A 21061-nucleotide genomic window follows, 5' to 3' on the forward strand; every position below is an offset into this window, starting at 1 on the left:
GGTGAACGCGGGGCCTCGGGTCGGCCCCGCATCCTCAGAAGTTGATCATGTGTCCTGCGAGACCGTGGATGGCCTCCTGCAGCGCCTCGCTCAGAGTCGGGTGCGTGTGGACGTTGCGCGCGAGCTCGTTGACCGTGAGGTCCCACTTCTGGGCCAGGGTCAGCTCGGGCAGCAGCTCCGAGACGTCGGGGCCGATGAGGTGGCCGCCGATGAGCTCACCGTGGGTCTTGTCGGCGATGAGCTTGACGAAGCCGTTGGGATCGCCCAGACCGTGCGCCTTGCCGTTGGCGGTGAACGGGAAGGTCGCGACCTTCACGTCGTAGCCCTCGGCCTTCGCCTGCTCCTCGGTGAGACCGAAGGAGGCGACCTGCGGCTGGCAGAAGGTCGCACGCGGCATCATGCGGTAGTCGCCGAGCTCGAGGGTCTCGGCACCGCCGATGGTCTCGGCCGCGACCACGGCCTGCGCCTCCGCGACGTGCGCGAGCTGAAGCTTCGCGGTGACGTCGCCGATGGCGTAGATGCCCTTGACGTTGGTGCGCATGCGCTCGTCGATCGCGATGGCACCGCGGTCGGTGAGCTCGACGCCGGTGTTCTCGAGGCCGTAGCCCTCGACGCGCGGGGCGAAGCCGACCGACTGCAGCACCTTGTCGACCGTGACGGTCTCGACGTTGCCGGACTTGTTGTCCTTGATCTCGACGGTCACCTTCGAACCGTCGTCCGAGATCTTCTGCACCGCGGCACCGGTCTTGATGGTGATGCCGAGCTTCTTGTACGCCTTGGCGATCTCCTTGGAGACGTCGGCGTCCTCGTTGGGCAGTGCGCGGTCGAGGAACTCGACGATGGTGACGTCGACCCCGTAGTTCTTCAGGACGTAGCCGAACTCCATGCCGATGGCACCGGCACCGACGATGACGATGGACTCGGGGAGGTCGCGGGTGAGGATCTGCTCCTCGTAGGTGACGACGTTGTCGCTGAGCTCGGTGCCCGGCAGCAGCTTGGTGACGGAGCCGGTGGCGATGATGACGTTGTCGAAGGTCACCTGTTCGGTGCCGCCCTTGGTGAGGGTCACCTCGATGGTCTTGGCGTCGACGAACGAGCCCTTACCGTCGTATTCGGTGATCTTGTTCTTCTTCATGAGGAAGTGCACGCCCTTGGTGCGCCCGTCCGCGACCTTGCGGCTGCGGTCGTAGGCGGCACCGAAGTCGAAGGACACGTCTCCCGAGATGCCGAAGGTCTTGGCCTCTTTGTTGAAGAGATGTGCCAGCTCGGCGTTGCGGAGAAGTGCCTTCGAGGGGATGCAGCCGACGTTCAGGCAGACACCACCCCAGTACTTCTGCTCGATGATGGCGGTGCTCAGTCCCAGCTGTGCCGCGCGGATAGCAGCGACGTACCCACCGGGACCGGCTCCGAGGACAACGACGTCATAGTGTGAGGTCACGGATATACAGGGTAGTCCCGCCCGATTCCGGTGTCTGCCGATGGTCCGGTTACCGGCCGGTAGCTACCGGGCCGGCGCCGAGTACCGCTTCGCTCCGCTGACCGGTGACGCGCGCGCCGACGTACTCGACGTCGCCGAACAGTCCCGCGCAATCCACCGCCGGCATCCCTGGCTGAGCCAGGTCACGGCATCGACGCTCGGCCCGAACTCGATGCGGTATCTCGACCACCTCGTCGGCGCCCTCGCCCCCGCCGGACTCGACCCGACCGCGACGATGACCGGAGTCGCCCTCCTGTCGGGGTGGGTCACCAACTTCGCCGCGCAGGAGGCCGCCGGGATGTCTGCAGGGGCGGCCGGCGGCGGAGCCGCGCACATCGGCGCAATGCTCGAGCACGGCGACTACCCGCATCTCACCGCCCTGATGACCGGCGCGTCCGCCGGAGGATCCGCAGGTGATGTCGCAGATGCGGACAGCCGCAGCGGTGCGGACGACGGATCCGATGCGAACGACCGTGCGTTCCGCGCCGGCATCGACGCGCTCCTGTTCGGCATCGCGCCGACCCGCTGACATCAGCTGCCGGCTCCCTGCAAGCGCCGGAGTGATGATCACGGACCGAGCGCGCGGAGACATTCTTGGCGACCACTTGGTGCGCGACGATCTCCGGCGCCCGCTCGGCACCAAGCCGGTTCCAAGTCCGGCCGCGCACGCTACCGACATGACTTCCGCATCCCTCACCCCGCGCCTCACCACCGACGACGACCTGCTCGGAATGCGGCTCGCGCACCGCGTGATCCTCCGCGACGTCACCCGGCTCCGCGAACTGGCGGACCGGATGCTCGCAGATCCGTCGAGCTTCGACAGGGCCCGCTACGCGGCGACCGCCGACTATGTCGGACTGTTCGTCGCGAGTCTCTACCACCATCACAACGTGGAGGACCTCGCACTCTGGCCGCTGATCACCGCGTCGGCCGGACCCCACGTCGACTTCACCGAACTCACCGACGACCACGACGAACTCGACCCGCTCCTCGACGAACTCGGCGAATTCACCCGCGGGCTCCCCGACCCCGCGGCAGTGGCCGGCTTCGCACGCACCCTCCGCACGCTGAGTGAGCACCTCCACGAGCACATCGCGGACGAGGAGAGAACGGTCTTCCCGCTCATCACCGGGCGCGTCTCCGCCGACGCGTGGCAGCGGTTCGAGAAGGACGCCCAGCGCGGTGGCCGGGCCGACTTCGACCTCACCCGCTTCTTCGCCGTGATGACCGAGGACGAGACCGAGCGGGTCCGCCGCGAACTGCCCCTTCCGGTGCGACTGATGGTCGCGGTCTTCTCCCGTCGGCAACGACGCCGCGAGCGTGCGGTGTTCGGCTGACCCTGCTGTTCGGCTGACCCTGCCGTTCGGCTGACCCTGCTGTTCGGCTAACCCTGCTGTTCGGCTAACCCAGGATCCCGCGGTCGTAGGCGACTGCGACCGCGGCCGCCCTGTCCTTCACCTCGAGCTTCGCGAAGACGTGGGTCAGGTGGGTCTTCACGGTCGCCTCGCTGATGAACAGCTCCTGGGCGATGGCCCGGTTCGAGGTGCCCTTCGCGACGAGCGCCAGCACCTCACGCTCCCGGGCGCTGAGCGCCTGCGGGGCGGTCGGTGTCCGCATGTGGTTCATCAACCGCGACGCGACCACCGGCGACAAGACGGTCCGTCCCTCCGCCGCGGCCCGCACCCCGGCGAACAGGTCGTCGCGCAGAGCGTCCTTGAGCAGGTAGCCGGTCGCGCCGGCCTCGATCGCAGGCACGGTGTCGGCGTCCGTGTCGTAGGTCGTCAGCACCAGGACGCGACTGCGCGCACCTCGCGCGACGAGTTCGGTGATCGCCTGCACTCCCCCGCCTCCCGGCATCCGCAGGTCCATGAGCACCACGTCGGGGTCGAGTTCGAGCGTGAGGGTCACGGCCTCCGGACCGGAGGCGGCCTCCCCGATCACGTCGAATTCCGGGGATGCGGCGAACATTCCGCGCAGGCCGTCCCGCACGACGGGGTGGTCGTCGACGATCAGCACGGTGATCTCGTCCGCGTCGGTCACGACATCCTCCCGGCCCTGATCAGCGGCACCCGCACCGAGACCGCGGTCCCCACACCCGGTTCGGACTCGACGTCCACGACGCCGGCGATCCGGTCGGCACGGGACTGCATGCCCCGCAACCCGAATCCGTCGCCCGGTGTCGCGCACGGATCGAAACCGCATCCGTCGTCCCGGATGTCCACACTCACTTCGTCGTCCATATAGGACACCGTGACACCGGCACGGTGTGCGGAGGAATGCTTGGCGACGTTCGCGAGGGCCTCCTGGGTGATGCGGAACAACGTCACGCCGATGTCGTCGTGCAACGGTTCGGTGGTGCCCGTGACCGTAAGATCGACCCGGATCCCGTGTTCGGCCGACCATCTCTCCACCTCGTGGGCCAGCGCGTCGTCGAGCGTGCGGTGCTCGAGTGCCTCGGGAGCGAGATTGCGCACCGAGCGGCGGGCATCACCGAGGCTGCGTCGCGCAAGGTTCGTGGCCCTCTCGACGTGGCGCCGCGCCGCCTCCGGATCGGCGGTGTCCTGTGCCGCCTGCAACTGCGTGACGATCCCGGCCAGGCCCTGGGCGAGGGTGTCGTGGATCTCCGCGGCGAGCCGGCGGCGCTCGTCGTCGATCCCCGCTTCCCGGGCATGCACCAGCAGCTGCGCGTGCAGGGCCTGGTTCTCGGACAGCGCGTTCTCGAGTCGGACGTTGGTGCGTTCGAGTTCGGTGATCGCAGCGAGCCGTTCGAGACTTCGCTGCTCGTCGCGTTCGGCGAGCCTCATCATCAGCATGGAGATCGAGGCGTTGAGCACGACGAGGAGCCCGAACGCGATCCACATCGTCGTGTCGTCCGGCGGCAGACCACCCGCCTGCGAACCCGCCACCGTCACGGCGGTGACGATCAGCCCGAACCGGATCCAGCGGTCCGGCAGCATCGCGTGGGCATCGAAGTAGCCGGAGGCCGCGTAGATCGCGAAGAACGGGTTGAGCCAGCTCAGGACGAACGCCAGGGCGGACCGGAGCAGGTAGTAGACCGCGTCGCCCTCCGGCATCGACCGGCGGCGGCGACCGCGCCACAGTTCCAGACCCACCGCCACCGCGGTGAGCACCGCTGCCGTGTACCGCTCGGCGGGACTCATCAACAACGTCGCGGTGCCGACGGACAGGACGGTGCCGGTCGCGAGCATCCCCACCGGCGCCCATCTGTAGGTCCGAAGCCACGGATCGTCGGTGGTCGTCGGTGCCGTCATGGCTTCCAGGATGACGGTCGACGCCGTCACTGCCAACGGAACCACCGGATCGCCACGCCGGTCAGGACGACGGTCCAACCCACCACGACCGCGATGCCACCGAGATTCGGCAGGCCGCCCGCGGCGGTCTCGTCGAGCAGTTGCGCTGCGGCACCGAAGGGTGTCAGCTCCACGATCCGTCGCAGTAGCTCGGGCATCGCCTGCACCGGAAGCCATACGCCCGCACTGAACATCAACGGGAAGAACACGATCGTGCCCAGCGTCTGGGCGATCCGCACGGACGGTGCCACCGCAGCCAGTGTCCCTCCCGCGCTCAGTGCCGCAGCGAGAGTGACGAGTACCGCGAGTGCGTATCCCCACGGCTGGGCGGGGAAGGCGACTCCGAAGGCCGCCCGACCGACGATCAGTGCGAGGAACACCGACGCCAGGACCGCGATCGCGTGCACCACGATCTGTGCGGTCAGCAGGTGCGACGGACTCGCCGGGGTCACGGCGAGCCTGCGGAGGATTCCCCGTTCTCGGTACGACGACAACACCGCGGGCATCGTCTGGACACCGGCCACGATCATCGCGAGAAGGATCGCCACGGGGACGTACAGATCGATCACCCGCAGACCACCGAGGTCCGGATCCGGTTCCCGGAAACCGGGAATCAGGCCGAGGATCACGAGCAACAGCGTGGGGAAGACGAGGATCCAGAAGAGCGCCCCGGGTTCCCGCGTGAACAGTCGTGCCTCGGTACGCAGAACGGCGGTCGATGCGGACATCGCCGGGGTGCTCGTCGTCGACGTCTCGACGAGCCTGGTGCGGACGGTCGGGTCGGTCATGACGTGCTCCTGGTGTCGGTGAGATCGAGGTAGGCGTCGTCGAGGGTCGCTTCGGCGATGCGGAGGCGTTCGGCCGTGACGCCGAGGCGTGCCAACAGGCCGAGTACCGCGTGGATCGACTCCTCACTGCCTTCGACGGCCACCCGTTCCCGTGCGGTGTGCACGGAGACGACGCCGGGCTGGGCTTCGAGGAGCGCGGGGTCGAGCGGACCGGACGGGTGGAACGAGACCACGATCGCTGCGGACGACTGCCCGATCAGCTGGGCCGGCGTCCCCAACGCACGGATGCGCCCGGAATCGAAGACCGCGACACGGTCGCAGAGGCGTTGTGCCTCTTCCATGAAATGTGTGACGAGCAGGACGGTGACGCCGGAATCACGCACCTCCTCGATCAGTTCCCAGGTGTCACGGCGCCCACGCGGGTCGAGTCCGGTGGTGAGTTCGTCGAGGACGACGACGCGCGGTGAACCGATGAGTGCCAGTGCGATGAACAACCGCTGTTTCTGGCCCCCGGACAGTTTCGTGAACCGGGTGTCGAGCATGCGGCCGAGCCCGAGGCGTTCGGCGAGCACATCGCCGTCCGCGGGTCGGGCGTAGAAGGCCGCGTACAACCGGAGGGCCTCGCGCACGGTCAATTTCGGCTGCAGCTCACTCTGCTGCAACTGCGTGCCGAGCAGTTCGGTGACGGCCCGGTGGTCGCGGACCGGGTCGAGGCCGGCGACGCGGACGGTGCCCTCATCGGGTTTTCGCAGACCCGAGATGTGTTCGACGGAGGTCGTCTTCCCGGCCCCGTTCGGACCGAGCATCCCGAAGATCTCACCTTCGTGGATCTCGAAGCTCACGCCGTCCACGACGGCGCGACCTCCGTACGACTTGTGCAGATTGTTCACTTCGACGATCGGCATGCATCGAGCGTCGCGCGGAGCACCGGTCCCGCACATCGTCCGTCCGTCTCGATCGGATGTCCCCCGATCGGATGATGGCGAGGGTCATCCGGCTCGGGCATGATGTCGCCGTGCGTGTTCCCCGTCGAGATCAACCCGCGCGGCGCGAGGCCGCTCGGGTGTTCGACACGGGAGAACCCACATGGAATACAACGCAATGATCGAAATCGACGCCGACCTCGATCTCCTGACCGACGACGAGACCGTCGACCTCATCGAACCGATCGTCCCGCACCACGGGGCGGTGGGCCGCAGCGACAACGGTCGCGCCCAGCTCATCATCACCGTCGACGCCGTCGACGCGATCCACGCCCTGCGGTTCGTGCGCGACCTGATGCAGGACTCGTACTCGTCCTACCGCGTGAACGCGGTGGATGTATTGCCCACCAGCGCGTTCGACGCGATCTACGGTTTCGGCGACTACTTCGCCTGATACGGGAGCGCGGTGAGGGTCCGCGCTGCGCGGACCCTCACTTGCGGCGCCCGAACCTGCGCATGCCGAGCAGGTAGCGCGGGATCGACCGGAACGGGACCCGCACCGGCCAGTCGTCGGGACGGAAGTACGCCTCGGTGCCGCCGTCGACCACCACGACGCTGCCCGTCATGAAGTCCGCCGCCGGCGACAGCATGAATTCGACCCACTGCGCGATCTCGTCGGGCTTCCCGAAGCCCCCGAGCGGAACGGGGAAGCTCTCCACCACCTTCCCGAGGGGGCTCTCGAGTTGCGCGTCGAGCAGCGGGGTGGAGATCGCTCCGGGCGCGAGGATGTTGAGGCGGATGCCGGCACCCGCCCACTCGGGGGTGACCGCGGCGCGTCGCGCCCATCGGGTCACGGCGATCTTCGACGCCGCATAGGTGAACGGCGGGCCCGCCTGCGAGATGCGGGTGGTGTGCGCGACGCCCTTGTCCATGTCGCCGGCGAGGAAGGCCTTCACCGCCGAGTTCGGCACGCCGGGAGTCGTGGTCGTCGAATTGGATCCGAACACCACGACCTTGCTGTTCGCGGAGGCGGCCAGAGCTGCTCGCCATCCGACGAGCAGGTCGATCACGCCGCGCACGTTGACCTGCGCGATGATCTTCTCCTTGCCGGGGGTGGGGCCCAGGCCCGCGGCGAGCACGGCACCGTCGAGGCGGCTGCCCGCCAGCTCGAGCGTGGCCCGGACGGCGTGGGAACGGCCCTCCGGAGTGGATAGGTCCGCCGTGACCTCGGTGTCCTTCAGGTCGATGCCGATCACCGTGTGCCCGGCGGCCCGCAGCCGCTCCGCGCTCGCCCGGCCCATTCCCGACGCGGCACCCGTCACCGCATAAGCCGCCATGTGCCCCTCCATCGTTGGATTCGGGGCACGTTACAGCGAGGCGACCGCCTCGTGCAGCAGGGAGACGTACCGAGCGAGACCTGCCGCGTCGAGGACATCCGGGGAGGTCGTCACCGACAGGGTCACGGTGTCGCCGATCCCGTGCACGCCGTGGGTGAGCGCCTGCACGGGCGACAGGCCCGGGAAGCCCGAGGTGAACCGCACCCGCCCGCCACCGAGTTCCAGGTCGGCCGGACCTCGGTAGACGCTCGACACGACGGTGTTGCCCGTGACGGTGGGTGGGACGACGGACAGGTCGAGTCGGTCGGTACCGAACCGCAGCAACGGTGCGGGGACGTGGTCGTCGGTGCGGACCCGGATCGCCATGGCGGGGTGCCGCGCACGGATCCGTTGCAACGCCAGGTCGGCGGCGATCGCCGCGGCACGTGCGTGCGGGTCGCGGATCGCGCAGTGCAGGTCGACGCCGACGTTGCGGTAGCTGTTGCGGGCCGTGCCCGGCGCCACCGCGACCGGCACCTCGGCGGACAGTTCGTCGACGCCGAGGAACTGCGACAGGGCAGCGCCGATGGCCGTGAGCGCGCCGATGGTGACCGTGCCGACGCTGCGCAGGGCGGCGGAGTCGAACACGAGTGTGCGGACCGTCCGCCGCGGCCCGGGTGCGGTGTTCACAGCGACCAGCGGCCTCCCCGGGGTGGGTGGCGGCACCGAGGGGTCGGCGAGCTGTCGCGCCGCATCCACCGACCGCCGCCCGTCGGCGATCACCCGTGGAATCGAGAACGGCAGCCGCAGGACGGCACGCGTAAGCATCCCGGCGGGCGAGAGGGCGCGCGGCGGTGTCGTGGGTGTCGCGGTGCCCGCCAGCAGATCGCGGGCGAGCGCGGAGGTGCGCACCCCGTCGGCGAAGGCGTGCGACATCTGCAGGACGACCACGAGGGCGGGACCGTTCCCTCGCGGAGCACCCGTGACATGTGGGAAGACGCGCAGTCGCCACGGCGAGACGGTGACGTCGACGCGGGTCGCGACGAGTCCGGACAGCGCGACGAGCATCTGTTCGTAGCTGCCGGATTCGTGGACGACGAACCGGTCTTCTGCTTGGGTGTGCGCTGCCCAGTAGGGATAGTCGAGACCCGCGGGTACCTCGACCATCCGTACCTGCAGCTCCCCCATCACCGCCGCCCGCGACCGCAGTTCGTCGAGCACGTCGGCGACCGGAGTCGCGGGGGCGTCGAAACAGTAGAGGGCGAACAGGTCGCCCGGGATGCGGTCGCCGAGCCATTCCCGGCGCGCGTCCGACGGATGCATCTGCACGAGGTCACAGTCTGCCTGCCGCCGGAGGCACGTGCGGGGCGGGTATGAATGGATCATGAGCGACGACACGACCGATCCGTACCTATGGCTCGAGGACGTCACCGGCGAGGAACAACTCGACTGGGTGCGTGCCCGGAACGACCGAACGGTCGAGGAGTACACCCGCACCGAGAGCTTCACCGACCTCGAATCCCGCATCCGCGAGATCCTCGACACCGACGCCCGCATCCCCTATGCGCGTCGGCGGGGCGAGTACCTCTACAACTACTGGCGGGACGCCGAGCACGTACGCGGCCTGTGGCGTCGCACGACAATGGAGCAGTACCTGCGCGACGAACCCGAATGGGACGTCCTCGTCGACCTCGACGCCGTCGCCGAGGAAGAGGGCGAGAACTGGGTGTGGTCGGGTGCCCAGGTGCTGCGGCCCGATCAGACCCGCGCGCTCATCAGCTTGTCGCGCGGTGGTGCCGACGCGAGTGTGATCCGCGAGTTCGATCTCGTCGAGCGACGATTCGTCTCGGGCCCGGACAGTTTCGAACTACCCGAGGCGAAGACGGACATCGGGTGGATCGACTCCGACACCGTCTATGTGGGAAGCGATTTCGGCGACGGGTCGCTCACCGACTCGGGTTATCCGCGACTCGCGAAGCGTTGGCGGCGCGGCACTCCGATCGATGAGGCCGAGACGGTCTTCGAAGGTGAGCGCACCGATGTTGCTGTCTCCGCCTGGTACGACAACACGCCCGGATACGAGCGCAGCTTCGTCGACCGCGCGATCGACTTCTACCGGGCGCAGCGTTTCGAACTCACCGCGGACGGCGAGCTCGTCGAACTGGATGTTCCCGACGACGCGCGGGTGAGCGTGTACCGCGACCACCTGCTCGTGCGCACCCGCTCCGAATGGCTCGGCCATCCCGCCGGCACGCTGCTCGCCGCGAACTATCCGGCCTTCCTCGCCGGCTCGCGTGAGGTGACGGTGCTGTTCGCCCCGGACGAGCACACCTCGCTCGAGCAGTACGCGTGGACGCAGAATCACCTGCTCGTCGTCACACTGCGCGACGTGCAGACCCGCGTGCGGGTGCTCACACCGGGTGAGGACGGTTGGTCGGACGAGGAACTGCCCGACGTCCCCGATGCCACGTCGACTTCGATCATCGACGTCGATCCGCTCAACAGCGACGACTTCTTCCTCAACTCCAGCGGTTTCACGATCCCTGCGACCCTGCTGTCGGGGACGGTCGGCGGCCCGGTGGAGGCGATCAAGCAGGCCCCGTCGTTCTTCGACGCCGAGGGCATCACGGTCGAGCAGTTCTTCGCGACGTCCGACGACGGCACGCAGGTGCCCTACTTCGTGGTCGGCAGCAACACCGGAACCCCGTCGCCCACACTGTTGTACGGGTACGGCGGGTTCGAGAACTCGATGGTGCCGGCCTACAGCGGCGGCGTCGGGCGGGCGTGGCTCGAGAAGGGCTACACCTACGTCATCGCGAACATCCGCGGTGGCGGCGAGTACGGACCCAGCTGGCACACGCAGGCCCTGAAGGAAAACCGGCACAAGGTCTTCGAGGACTTCGCCGCGGTCGCGAAGGATCTCGTCGCGCGCGGGATCACGACGGCCGAGCAGCTCGGCACCCAGGGCGGCAGCAACGGCGGTCTGCTCATGGGCGTGATGCTCACCCGCTGTCCCGAACTGTTCGGGGCGATCGTGTGCCAGGTGCCGCTGCTCGACATGAAGCGCTACCACCTGCTGCTCGCCGGTGCGTCGTGGATGGCCGAGTACGGCGACCCCGACAACCCCGCGGAGTGGGAGTTCCTGTCGAAGTACTCGCCGTACCAGAACACCGACCCGGATGCCGACTACCCGCCGATCCTCGTCACCACGTCGACGCGCGACGACCGGGTGCATCCCGGCCATGCGCGGAAGATGGTGGCGCGGCTCGAAGAGCAGGGTCACGAGGTCCGGTACTACGAGAACATCGAGGGCGGCCACGGCGGCGCTGCCGACAACGCCCAGGCGGCGTTCAAGTCGGCGCTGACGTTCACCTTCCTGGCGGACAAGCTCGCGAACCGGTGAACTTCGGGGAGGCTGTGTGCGTTCTCGTCGAGAAAGACGCACACAACCTCCCTCATCTCGCCGGTCCGGTGGACTCGCGGACGACGAGCTGCGTCGGGAGCACGAGTTCGTCGGCCACCGCGACCCGCTCGTAGGCCTGCCGGGCGAGCATCTCGATGGCGCGCGCCCCGGCGTCCTCGGTGCGTTCGGCGAGCGTGGTGAGCGACGGCCGGCACAGGTCGGAGCCGAAGATGTTGTCGAATCCGACCACGCTCACGTGCTCCGGGACGGACACCCCGCGTTCCCGCATCCGGCGCAGCACCCCGATGGCGAGCATGTCGTTGTGGCACACCACCGCGGTGGCACCGGCCGCCACGGCGGCGTCGGCCGCGGCGGCACCGCCACCGAGCGTCGGCGAGTAGGGGCCGAAGCGACGCACCGCGATGCCGTGAGCCTGCGCCGCGGCCTGCAGACCGGCCCAGCGCCGCGCTCCCGACCACGACTCGGGCGGACCGCCGAGGAACAGCAACGAGCGGTGCCCGAGCGACGCGAGGTGGTCGACGATCTGCCGCGTGCCCGTCTCGTAATCGGCGACAACGCAGGAGATTCCGCGGATCGCCCGGTTCACCAGGGTCACGGCGTCGAATTCGGCGACGCGCCGCAGCTCGTCGTCCGGCATACGGGCGGCCGCCAGGACGAAACCGTCGACGGCCGGCCCCAGCCGCCGGATGATGTGCGCTTCGGTGGTCGCGCTCTCCTGGGTGTCGGCGAGGACGAGGGTCCGGCCGGAGGCGACGGCGGCGCGTTCGGCCCCCTTGATCACGCCCGAGAAGAAGGGGTTCGTGATGTCGGGGACCAGCAGCGCCAGGGTGTTGGTGCGTCCCGATTCGAGGGCGCGGGCCGCGGGGTTGGGTGCGTAGCCGAGCCGGTCGGCGACCTCGAGGATGTGGTCGCGAGTGGCGGCGTTGACGCGACCGGGCTTGGTGAACGTGCGCGAGACCGTCGACGCCGCGACCCCTGCCTCGCGGGCCACATCGGTGATGGTGGCGCGTTTCCGTGAACGCGGAGAGGCCGACATACGGACAGTATGGCAAAAAAAATGGCAAACGATTGTCGTGGGCTGCGCCACACCCATAACGTCCGTGTATCCGATACTGAAGACCCACCCCCCGAGGCATCCGATGACTGAAAACACCACGGTGCAGCGCACGCCCCGCAAGGCGGCCCTCGCCGCGTGGAGCGGCAGCGCACTGGAGTACTACGACCTGGCGATCTACGGTACCGCCGCTGCGCTCGTCTTCCCGAAGATCTTCTTCCCCGAGGGCAACCAGGCGGTCGCGACCGTCGCGTCGCTCGCGACCTTCGGCGTCGCCTACGTCGCACGCCCCTTCGGCTCCGTCCTGATGGGCCACATCGGTGACCGCTTCGGCCGCAAGCTGATTCTCGTCGGCACGCTGCTACTGATGGGTGTCTCGACCTTCCTCATCGGCTGCCTGCCGACCTACGGACAGGTCGGCATGATCGCGCCGATCCTGCTGGTCGTGCTGCGGCTGCTCCAGGGGCTGTCCGCCGCGGGTGAGCAGGCCGGCGCGAACTCGATGTCGTTCGAACACGCCCCCGACGACAGACGCGGTTTCTTCACCAGCTGGACACTGAGCGGCACGCAGGGCGGCCAGGTGCTCGCACCTCTGATGTTCCTGCCCGTGATCGCGCTGCTGTCCGAGGAGCAGTTGCAGTCGTGGGGCTGGCGCGTGCCCTTCTGGATCAGCGCCGTGATCGTACTGGTCGGTTTCCTCATCCGGCGCAGCCTCGACGAGACCCCCGAGTTCCACGCCGAGAAGGCGCACGACGAGGCCCCCAAGGCACCGCTGGCCGTGCTCTTCCGCCACCACTGGACCGGCGTCCTGCGCGTCTTCTTCGCGGCCTTCATCGCCATGGTCAACACGGCCTTCCAGGTGTTCGCCCTCAACTTCGCCACAGCCGACGAGTACGGCATCGGCATCAGCGACACCACGATGCTGTGGCTGGCGATCGTCGCCAACATCATCGCCGTGGGCACCATCCCCATGTGGGCCCTGCTGTCCGACCGCATCGGTCGCAAGCCGGTCTTCGTCTCCGGCCTGATCGGCAGCGCCGTGATGGTGACGGCCTTCCTGTGGTCGATCTCGCGGGGCGACGTGCCGCTCGTGCTCATCACCGGAATCCTGCTCGCCGGCGTGGTCTACAGCATGCCGAACGCGGTGTGGCCCGCCACCTACGCCGAGTACTTTCCCACCAGCGTCCGCCTGTCGGGCATGGCGATCGGCACCCAGTTCGGCTTCGCGCTCGCCGGTTTCACCCCGGCCATTGCCGGCTCGCTCATGGACGGCAACGCCGACAACTGGTACCGCGTGGCCCTGTTCTGCGTCGGCGCCGTCGCCATCTCGCTGATCGCGGTGGCCACCGGACCGTCCGGAACCCACAAGATCCCCACCCGTGAGATCGGCCTGCTCCCCCACGATCGGAACACCGCGCCGGTCCCCGCCGGAGCGGCATCGTGAGTGCTCGTCCGACGATCGCCGTTCTCAACGGGCCCAATCTCAACCTGCTCGGCACGCGCGAACCTCATCTCTACGGCACCGCGACGCTGGCGGACATCGAGAAGTCGTGCCGCCGCACCGCCGACGACCTGGGCTTCGACATCGACTTCCGGCAGAGCAACCACGAGGGCGCACTCATCGACGCCGTCCACGAACTCCGCGAATCGGCAGCCGGTTTCGTCGTCAACGCCGCGGCCTACACGCACACCTCGGTCGCACTGCACGACGCGCTCGTGACCGTCGCGGCACCGATCGTGGAAGTGCATTTGACCAACGTCCACGCCCGCGAGGAGTTCCGGCACCGTTCGTTCGTCGCTCCCGTCGCGAAGGCCGTGATCGCCGGATGCGGCCCCGACGGATACGAGTTCGCCGTCCGTCACCTGGCCGCACTCGCACTCGATACCGAGAAGAAGGAAAGCTCCCGATGACCACCGCAGCGCCCGCACGTACGTCTTTCCTGCTGGGCCTGTTCGGCGCCGGGATCGGCGGTTCGCTCACCCCGGCCATGCAGGAACGGGAGGGCTTCGCCTCGGGACTGAACCTGACCTACCGCCTCGTCGACGCCGAGCGCCTCGGCTACGGCGCCGAGAACCTGGCCGAGATGCTCGACTGGGCACAGCGTTTCGGCTTCGACGGGCTCAACATCACGCACCCCTTCAAGCAGGTCGTCATCCCCCTGCTCGACGAGTTGTCCGACGACGCCCACGATCTCGGCGCGGTCAACACGGTGGTGTTCCGGGACGGTCGCGCACTCGGCCGCAATACCGACTGGTCCGGCTGGGGGCGCGCGTTCCGCCGCCGGCTGCCCGAGGCCGTCTCCGACCGCGCCGTGCTGGTCGGGGCCGGCGGTGCCGGTTCGGCCGTCGGGTACGCGCTGCTCGAACAGGGCTCCGCGCACGTGTCCATCGTCGACGTCGACGTCGAGAAGGCGCAGGCCTGCGCGACCCGCCTGGCCAAACGCTTCGGCGACGACCGGGTCCGCGCGACCACCGATCTCGCCGGCGCTCTGGCCTCGGCGCAGGGTCTGGTCAACGCGACCCCCACAGGCATGACCGGCCACCCCGGCCTGCCCGTCCCCGCCGAGCTCGTCCGCGAGGACCTGTGGGTCTCCGACGTCGTGTACTTCCCGCTCGAGACCGAACTGATCCACCTCGCCCGCTCCCGCGGATGCCGCGTGGTGCCCGGTGGCGGCATGGCCGTCTTCCAGGCCGTGGGTGCCTTCGAGTACTTCACGGGCGTCGAACCCGACGCCGAACGAATGGTCCGACACTTCGAGGAGCTGACCAGCTGATGCGCCGCGGAATCGCCACCGTCTCGCTCTCCGGTGTTCTCGCCGACAAACTCGACGCGATCGCCGCTGCAGGATTCGACGGGATCGAAATCTTCGACAACGACCTCATCGCGTCGCCGCTGTCACCCGCCGAGGTAGCGCGGCGCTGCGCCGATCTCGGTCTGTCGATCGACCTGTTCCAGCCGATCCGCGACATCGAGGGCGTCGACCCGCGGCGATTCCCCTACGTCCTGCACCGCGTCCGCCGCAAGCTCGAGGTGATGAACGAGCTCGGCGCGACGACCTTCCTGGCGTGCTCGAACGCGCTGTCGACCGCGATCGACGATCCGGAACTGTCCGCCGAACAGCTGCGCGCCGTCGGCGATCTCGCCGCCTCGCACGGGGTCACCTTCGCCTACGAGGCCCTCGCCTGGGGGCGTCACGTCAACCGGGTCGGGCAGGCGTGGAATCTCGTCGAACGCGCCGACCACCCGGCCGTGACGCTGGCCGTGGACACCTTCCACATGCTCGCACGCGGCGACGACGGACGCGCCCTGGCCGGCATCCCCGGCGAACGCATCGGCTTCCTGCAGGTCGCCGACGCCCCGGTGCTCGACATGAACGTCCTCGAATGGAGCCGCCACTTCCGGTGCTTCCCGGGGCAGGGCATGCTCGACGTCTCAGGGGTGGTCGCGGCCGTGCTCGACGCCGGTTACGACGGTCCGCTCTCGCTCGAGGTCTTCAGCGACGTGGTGCGCGAAGCGGATCCGCATGTGACCGCGCGCGACGCGATGCGGTCGCTGCTGTTCCTCGAGGACCGGCTCGGTGCGCGGGTCACCGGGCCCGCACGCGAGAAGGTGACGGTCGCACCGCCGCTTCCGGCGCACACCGACGCGGCGTTCGTCGAACTCGCCGACCCCGACCGCACCGACTACCCGGCGCTGCTCACCGGACTCGGATTCCATGTCGCCGGCCGGCACCGCAGCAAGCCCGTCGTGTGGTGGCGCAACGGCGGCGCGAACGTCGTCCTGAACGAGGAGCCCGCGCCGGGTCCCGCCGCGACCGCGCTGGGTCTCGTCGCCCCCGACGTCGCCGCGGTGGCCGAACGCGCCGCGAACCTGCTGTGGCCCGCGGTCGACCGCACCCGAGGGGAGGGCGAAGCAGGCCTGCCGGGCATCACCTCGCCCTCCGGTCTGCACGTCTTCGTCAGTGCCGAGCCGGGGCAGACCGACGACTGGCACAACGACTTCGTGTCCGACGACGCGGCAGCCACTCCCCCGGCCGACGAGGGATGGCTCGGTCTCGACCATGTCGACGTGACGGTCGCGGCGGACGACCTGAACCAGGAGCTGTCGTTCTTCCGCACCCTGTTCGGACTGCGGCCGGAAGACCCCGAGGAGTACATCCAGCCGCAGGGCCGCCTGCGCATCCGCGCACTGCGCGCGGAGAAGGGTGACCTGCGGGTCGCGCTGAACGTCTCCGAGACCGGTGCTGCGCCCCAGCTGCACGGTGTGACCCAGCTGGCCTTCGCCACGGCCGACGTCGTCGACTCGGTACGCCACGCACGTGCGCGCGGCGTGGAGTTCCTCCGGCCGCCCGCGAACTACTACGCGGATCTCGACGCGCGGTTCGTGCTCGACCCCGACCTGCTCGCCGTCCTGCAGGACAACGGCCTGCTCTACGACCGCAACGACGACGGCGGCGAATTCCTGCACGCCTACACGCTCCCGGTGCAGGGCAATTTCCAGGTCGAACTCCTCGAACGGCGCGGCGGATACACCGGATACGGCTCCCCCAACGCCCACGTCCGGCTCGCCGCGGCCGCCCGCGCGGGCTCAGCGGTCACGTAACCACGCCACGATCGTCGCGACGGTGTCGTCGTTGTCGCGGATCCAGCCGTTGTGGCCCAGTGCCCGCGGATTGTGCCATCGGGTGATCTCGGTGGAGGGCAGCTTCTCGAGCAGGTGCTGCGCCGACGCGACCGGGGTGAGGTCGTCGTCTTCGATCGTGATCGACAGGACGGGCAGCGTGAGACGCCCGACCCGTTCCTCGTAGTCGATGTCCGCACCGGCCGGTTCGAACCGGCCGGTGCGGGCCAGTCGCGCCCAGTCGGAGATCAGCACGCGCGACTGCCGGCCGAACCCGGCGACGTCGATCCGGTCGCCGGGCCAGAATCCGGCGACCGCGGCGGTCAGCGACATCGCCGTCGATCCGAGCCACAGTCCCGGGCCGCGGACGCCCCCGTGATGCCGGTAGTAGGGCGTGCCCGACGCGACGAGGATCAGTCCGCCGAGCCGGCCGCGGATGCGCGCGGCGTAGAGCACCCCGAGTTGGCCGCCCATGGAGTGGCCGAGAAGGTACGGCGTCGAGTCGGGGAAGCGCTCCCGCACCACCTCGAAGACAGCGGGGAAGTGCGTCGCGACGATCTCGTGGTAGCCGTAGGTGCTGTCGGGTCCGGGCCTCGGACGGCTGTCGCCCTGGCCGGCCAGTTCACAGATCGCCGCGTCGAATCCGTGCTCGGTGATCGCCTGCCCGAACGGCTCGTAGTAACCGGCAGGGATGCCGAGCCCCGGCACGATCACCACGACGGCGCGGGAGGCGTCGCGACGTGTCTCGTGCTCGTGGTCGGGTCCCGCGAAGAGGCGCACCGGGGCCGTGGTGCCCCCGGGAAGCTGGATCGGTACGGTCTCCACCGGCCCAGACTAGGCCGATCCGGACGCGGCGGGTGCCGGTTTCCCCAGTGTCCCTGCCACCCCGAGTCCGGAATTCAGGGTCGGGATGGGGGTCGTGCCCGGATGTGCTCGGGCCGGGTCGCGGCGGACGATCGAAATGTCCGGTCCAGCACCCTTTCGGAGGAACCCATGCGTACTCTTGCCACCCGCTCCCGCCTCGCGACCGCCGCCGTCCTGTCGCTCGGCACCGCCGCAGTACTGCTCGGAACAGGAACTGCCACAGCACAACCCGCGCCCGGCGTAGTCGGCTTGAGCGAGCAGGCCGCGGTCGCCGTGCTCGCCGCGGAGGGTGTGCCGTACTCGATCGTCAACCGGTCCGGTTCCGCCGGCGGCGACTGCACCGTGACCGCTCAGCGCGACCGGGGATACCGGACCGAGGTCGAGTACGAATACGACAGTGACGACAACGAGTTCGATCGTGTCGAACGTCAGGTGTGGCGCGGGGTCGGCCTGACGGTCGTGTGCCGCTGACGCCTCCCTGCGGTCAGTCCAGACCGAAACCGCGCTCCCGCAGAGCTTCCCGCATCTGTTCCCTGCTCCCGAGCGCGCCGGGCGACGCGAAGCGCCCGAGTACACGTTCGACCCAGCTCTCCGCCAGACCCTGATCGCGGTAGAAGCCGGCGATCTCCTCCTCATAGGCGGCGAGGCCGGCATCCCGTTCCTCGGTCGAGTACTGCTCGCGATGCAGCACCACGTCCTGACCCAACCGCGGCTTGACCTCCGACTCCACCTCGGGATCGGGACGGCCCACCACCAGCCCGACCACAGCGAAACTGTGGTCGGGCAGAGCCAGTTCTGCGGCCACGTCACGCGGATGGTTGCGGATGGCCCCGATGTAGACGGTGCCGAGGCCGAGCGATTCCGCGGCGAGCACCGCATTCTGTGCGGCGAGCGCGGCATCGACCACCCCGAGCAGCGCGGACTCCACGTAGTCGACGTTGACGAGATCCTTGTCGTGCTGCTCGGCGACCCGCGCCGCCCGGGCGAGGTCGGCCACCCACACGAGCAGCAGTGGAGCGTCACGCACCGCCGGCTGGTTGCCGGCGAGAGTCGCGATCCGGGCGAGCCGGTCGCGGTCGGTGACGGCCACGACGCTCCACAACTGCAGGTTGCTCGAGCTCGCGGCGGACGAAGCCGCGGCCACGATCGCGCGCAGATCGTCCTCGGATACCGCTTCGGGAAGGAACTTTCGCACGGAGCGATGCGCCAGCTGGAGAGCGATGACGTCGTTCCACGCGCCGGAGCCACCGCGTCCGGCCACCTGCTCGGCGGCCCGGGTGCCGTACCTGCGGCGCAGTGCGGCGAGCTGTTCGTCCAGGACGACGTCGGTCATGACGGGAGATCTCCTTCTGATCGGCAGTACCGACGGTCGAGTCTGCCTCCTCGCGCCCCGGTCGCCGAGCATTGCCCTCAGCGTGATTTCTGCGTTGTTCGGGCCGGCTCGTCCGACCGACCCCGAGACGAAGATCAGGGTGAAGATCCGGGCCGTTCCCGGATGTGCCGAGACCGTTACGGCGACAGGATGAATACATGAACTTCGAGAACCAGGCTCCCCGTCCCTTCACCCGCTCCTCGTCCCAGCGCATGCTCGGTGGTGTGTGCGCCGGACTGGCCGAGTACTTCAACGTCGACCTCAACCTCGTGCGTGCAGGCGCAGTCCTCGCAGCCTTCGTCACGGGCGGCACCGCCGTGTTGCTCTACCTCGCCCTGTGGATGCTGATCCCCGACGCGTGAGATTCGGATTCTTTCGAATTCCACGCGACCGGAGCGCGCAAATGGTAGGGGAATGACCCCCAATACGAACCGCGCGCTTCGACGGCGTCAATGCTCCTGATACTTCCGTTACACATATACGATTCCAGCCGTCGAACGAGTGCGAATAGAGCGGATTTCGTTATCTCGTCGTGCGAGTTCGCCATGACTGTGTAACACTCGTATTGCGCCTGATGTTGGGGCGCAAAGGGAAAAGAGTGGCGGCAGCGCTGCCGAAGAACCGAAGGGAGACAACATGCTGGATCTTCTGCTTCAGCTCGTACAGGTCGGCTTCGAGGGCATCCGTGACGTTCTCGGAATCCTCGGAACCGGAAGCGTCGAGGTCGGCGGTTCCGTGGGCGGCGCCGGAGTGTAATGCTCCTTCGATAGGGGAATCGGAGGGTTTCCCCATCGAATTGCTGTCGAGTTCGGCCGCAGCGTACCGCGCTGCGGCCGAACTCTGTCCGAATTGCAGGTTACGAATTACAATCCGACGGCCTCGGCAATCATGGGCCATGAATTATGTAGATCCTCCTGCCAATAACCCCAGGAGTGCGTGCCGGTCGGACGAGACTCGATATGGGCAGGAATATCGAGTTCTTCGAGCCTTTTCGCCAATCGCAGAGTGCACTGATGCACGGCTGCTTCGATGACGCCTCCGACGACCACCTGATTCATCAGTGCTTCGGGGTCGCCGTCAACCGTCGGTGATTCGAGGTTGTCGTATTTACCGGGTAATCCCGTAGCAGACGATATGTACAATGCGATGCCACGTAGACGCTCGGCGTGCACGTAAGCGTCGTTCATACTCCAGGCCGGGTTGCTGGAGGATCCCCACATGTTTTCGACGTCCGCACCGCCCTTGGCTTCCACCACCGTACGTACGTAAAAGCGACCCAGATTCGTACTTGTTTCGGCACAACCACTGTAGGCGGCCACCGCTCGGTACAACTTCGGTTCGGCAACGGCCAGGCTCAGAACGGATGTGCCACCCATCGAGAGTCCCGCGATCGCATTCACGCCGCTGGTACCAAAGGTCTCGTCGATGATGGGGGGCAGTTCGCGGGTGAGGAAGGTGGTCCACTTGTTGCGTCCGAGCACCGGATCGTCGTGCAACCAATCGGTGTAGTAGCTGAACGCGCCGTCCAGCGGCGTGACCAGGTTGATGTTCTTGTCATCGAAGAAGTCGTCGACGTCGGTCTCCGAATGCCAGGTCGCGGCGCCCTCTTCCCCTCCGGTCGATCCGTTGAGCAGGTACAGCGTCGGGCGTGGCTCCGAGTCGTCGGCAGCAGTACGGACCCTCACCGAGACGATTCGGTCCATCGAAGCCGAATAGACACGGACGATCGAGTTCCGATCGGTTCCTGCTTCGATCGACGACAGAGCCGAGACCGGCTCGGCTGAGCCGGGTGCCGGCGCGGCTACGGCAACGAGCGTTCCTACGGCTACCGCGCCGAGCACTCGTGGAAACCACTCCAAACCCACTGAAATACCTTCCGAACCATGTCACCCGCGGTGGACCACCGAATGG

General features: G+C 68.2%; 21 protein-coding genes. 10 read left to right on the top strand and 11 right to left on the bottom strand.

From position 1 onward, the window contains the following. Positions 1–34 precede the first annotated feature (34 nt). Positions 35–1438, bottom strand: a complete 1404-nt coding sequence (gene lpdA, locus BO226_RS15105) for a dihydrolipoyl dehydrogenase (protein WP_006553599.1) — start codon at positions 1436–1438, stop codon at positions 35–37. 40 nt (positions 1439–1478) lie between these two features. Between lpdA and BO226_RS15110 the strand changes: the two genes are divergently transcribed. Then, positions 1479–2006: a TetR/AcrR family transcriptional regulator C-terminal domain-containing protein gene (locus BO226_RS15110; RefSeq protein ID WP_232237960.1), complete on the top strand. Its 528-nt coding sequence runs from the start codon at positions 1479–1481 to the stop codon at positions 2004–2006. Positions 2007–2154: 148 nt separating this feature from the next. Further along, positions 2155–2814 (top strand): hemerythrin domain-containing protein, encoded by a 660-nt coding sequence (locus tag BO226_RS15115; protein WP_071936461.1) that lies wholly within the window; start codon positions 2155–2157, stop codon positions 2812–2814. Positions 2815–2878: 64 nt separating this feature from the next. On the opposite strand, the gene BO226_RS15120 is transcribed toward BO226_RS15115, so the two are convergent. The 4 genes from BO226_RS15120 to BO226_RS15135 all read right to left on the bottom strand — a co-directional run bounded on the left by BO226_RS15120 (position 2879) and on the right by BO226_RS15135 (position 6481). Continuing rightward, positions 2879–3445 (bottom strand): LuxR C-terminal-related transcriptional regulator, encoded by a 567-nt coding sequence (locus BO226_RS15120; protein ID WP_232238134.1) that lies wholly within the window; start codon positions 3443–3445, stop codon positions 2879–2881. Positions 3446–3513: 68 nt separating this feature from the next. Next, positions 3514–4749: a sensor histidine kinase gene (locus BO226_RS15125; protein WP_071936462.1), complete on the bottom strand. Its 1236-nt coding sequence runs from the start codon at positions 4747–4749 to the stop codon at positions 3514–3516. A 26-nt stretch (positions 4750–4775) separates the two neighbouring features. Next, on the bottom strand, positions 4776–5576 hold the full coding sequence (locus tag BO226_RS15130) for an ABC transporter permease (RefSeq protein WP_024101788.1): 801 nt from the start codon (positions 5574–5576) through the stop codon (positions 4776–4778). Beyond that, positions 5573–6481 carry an ABC transporter ATP-binding protein gene (locus tag BO226_RS15135; RefSeq protein WP_071935570.1) on the bottom strand — a complete coding sequence of 303 codons (909 nt, stop codon included), beginning with the start codon at positions 6479–6481 and terminating at the stop codon, positions 5573–5575. Before BO226_RS15135 ends, BO226_RS15130 begins: the two co-directional genes overlap by 4 nt. Positions 6482–6662: 181 nt before the next feature. Between BO226_RS15135 and BO226_RS15140 the strand changes: the two genes are divergently transcribed. Further along, the gene (locus BO226_RS15140; RefSeq protein WP_019291132.1) at positions 6663–6953 is read left to right on the top strand and encodes a hypothetical protein; all 291 of its coding nucleotides are present in this window, start codon (positions 6663–6665) and stop codon (positions 6951–6953) included. A gap of 37 nt (positions 6954–6990) precedes the next feature. Here BO226_RS15140 and BO226_RS15145 read toward each other — a convergent pair whose 3' ends face one another. Together BO226_RS15145 and BO226_RS15150 are read right to left on the bottom strand one after the other, a co-directional pair. Further along, complete coding sequence (locus BO226_RS15145) at positions 6991–7836, bottom strand: SDR family oxidoreductase (protein WP_024101791.1); 846 nt, start codon at positions 7834–7836, stop codon at positions 6991–6993. Between the two features lie 30 nt (positions 7837–7866). Further along, positions 7867–9201 carry a wax ester/triacylglycerol synthase domain-containing protein gene (locus tag BO226_RS15150; protein ID WP_083543741.1) on the bottom strand — a complete coding sequence of 445 codons (1335 nt, stop codon included), beginning with the start codon at positions 9199–9201 and terminating at the stop codon, positions 7867–7869. Here BO226_RS15150 and BO226_RS15155 point away from each other — a divergent pair. After that, the gene (locus BO226_RS15155; protein WP_019291130.1) at positions 9200–11218 is read left to right on the top strand and encodes a prolyl oligopeptidase family serine peptidase; all 2019 of its coding nucleotides are present in this window, start codon (positions 9200–9202) and stop codon (positions 11216–11218) included. The genes BO226_RS15150 and BO226_RS15155 overlap by 2 nt on opposite strands. A 52-nt stretch (positions 11219–11270) precedes the next feature. On the opposite strand, the gene BO226_RS15160 is transcribed toward BO226_RS15155, so the two are convergent. Next, positions 11271–12275 (bottom strand): LacI family DNA-binding transcriptional regulator, encoded by a 1005-nt coding sequence (locus BO226_RS15160; RefSeq protein ID WP_019291129.1) that lies wholly within the window; start codon positions 12273–12275, stop codon positions 11271–11273. A 103-nt stretch (positions 12276–12378) separates the two neighbouring features. On the opposite strand from BO226_RS15160, the gene BO226_RS15165 reads away from it, so the two are divergent. The 4 genes from BO226_RS15165 to BO226_RS15180 are packed head-to-tail and all read left to right on the top strand — an operon-like array spanning position 12379 to position 16896. Further along, on the top strand, positions 12379–13737 hold the full coding sequence (locus BO226_RS15165) for an MFS transporter (protein WP_064852224.1): 1359 nt from the start codon (positions 12379–12381) through the stop codon (positions 13735–13737). Beyond that, positions 13734–14204, top strand: a complete 471-nt coding sequence (gene aroQ, locus BO226_RS15170; protein WP_024101795.1) for a type II 3-dehydroquinate dehydratase — start codon at positions 13734–13736, stop codon at positions 14202–14204. The genes BO226_RS15165 and aroQ overlap by 4 nt, the downstream gene beginning before the upstream one ends. Then, positions 14201–15067: a shikimate dehydrogenase gene (locus BO226_RS15175; RefSeq protein ID WP_019291127.1), complete on the top strand. Its 867-nt coding sequence runs from the start codon at positions 14201–14203 to the stop codon at positions 15065–15067. The genes aroQ and BO226_RS15175 overlap by 4 nt, the downstream gene beginning before the upstream one ends. Then, positions 15067–16896, top strand: coding sequence for a sugar phosphate isomerase/epimerase and 4-hydroxyphenylpyruvate domain-containing protein (locus tag BO226_RS15180; RefSeq protein ID WP_071935571.1), 1830 nt, complete (start codon positions 15067–15069; stop codon positions 16894–16896). The genes BO226_RS15175 and BO226_RS15180 overlap by 1 nt, the downstream gene beginning before the upstream one ends. On the opposite strand, the gene BO226_RS15185 is transcribed toward BO226_RS15180, so the two are convergent. Beyond that, the gene (locus BO226_RS15185; RefSeq protein ID WP_071935572.1) at positions 16882–17739 is read right to left on the bottom strand and encodes an alpha/beta hydrolase family protein; all 858 of its coding nucleotides are present in this window, start codon (positions 17737–17739) and stop codon (positions 16882–16884) included. The genes BO226_RS15180 and BO226_RS15185 overlap by 15 nt on opposite strands. A gap of 168 nt (positions 17740–17907) precedes the next feature. Between BO226_RS15185 and BO226_RS15190 the strand changes: the two genes are divergently transcribed. Then, positions 17908–18249 (top strand): hypothetical protein, encoded by a 342-nt coding sequence (locus BO226_RS15190; protein ID WP_024101798.1) that lies wholly within the window; start codon positions 17908–17910, stop codon positions 18247–18249. A 13-nt stretch (positions 18250–18262) separates the two neighbouring features. Here BO226_RS15190 and BO226_RS15195 read toward each other — a convergent pair whose 3' ends face one another. Then, the gene (locus BO226_RS15195; protein ID WP_071935573.1) at positions 18263–19111 is read right to left on the bottom strand and encodes an NADPH-dependent oxidoreductase; all 849 of its coding nucleotides are present in this window, start codon (positions 19109–19111) and stop codon (positions 18263–18265) included. Positions 19112–19308: 197 nt separating this feature from the next. Between BO226_RS15195 and BO226_RS15200 the strand changes: the two genes are divergently transcribed. Beyond that, positions 19309–19512: a PspC domain-containing protein gene (locus BO226_RS15200; protein ID WP_039585463.1), complete on the top strand. Its 204-nt coding sequence runs from the start codon at positions 19309–19311 to the stop codon at positions 19510–19512. A gap of 501 nt (positions 19513–20013) precedes the next feature. Here BO226_RS15200 and BO226_RS15205 read toward each other — a convergent pair. Beyond that, entirely contained in the window at positions 20014–21015 is a 1002-nt protein-coding gene (locus tag BO226_RS15205) for an alpha/beta hydrolase (RefSeq protein WP_039585464.1), read from the bottom strand. Positions 21016–21061 lie beyond the last annotated feature (46 nt).

Source organism: Rhodococcus sp. 2G (assembly GCF_001886355.1).
Taxonomy (GTDB): domain Bacteria; phylum Actinomycetota; class Actinomycetes; order Mycobacteriales; family Mycobacteriaceae; genus Rhodococcus; species Rhodococcus pyridinivorans.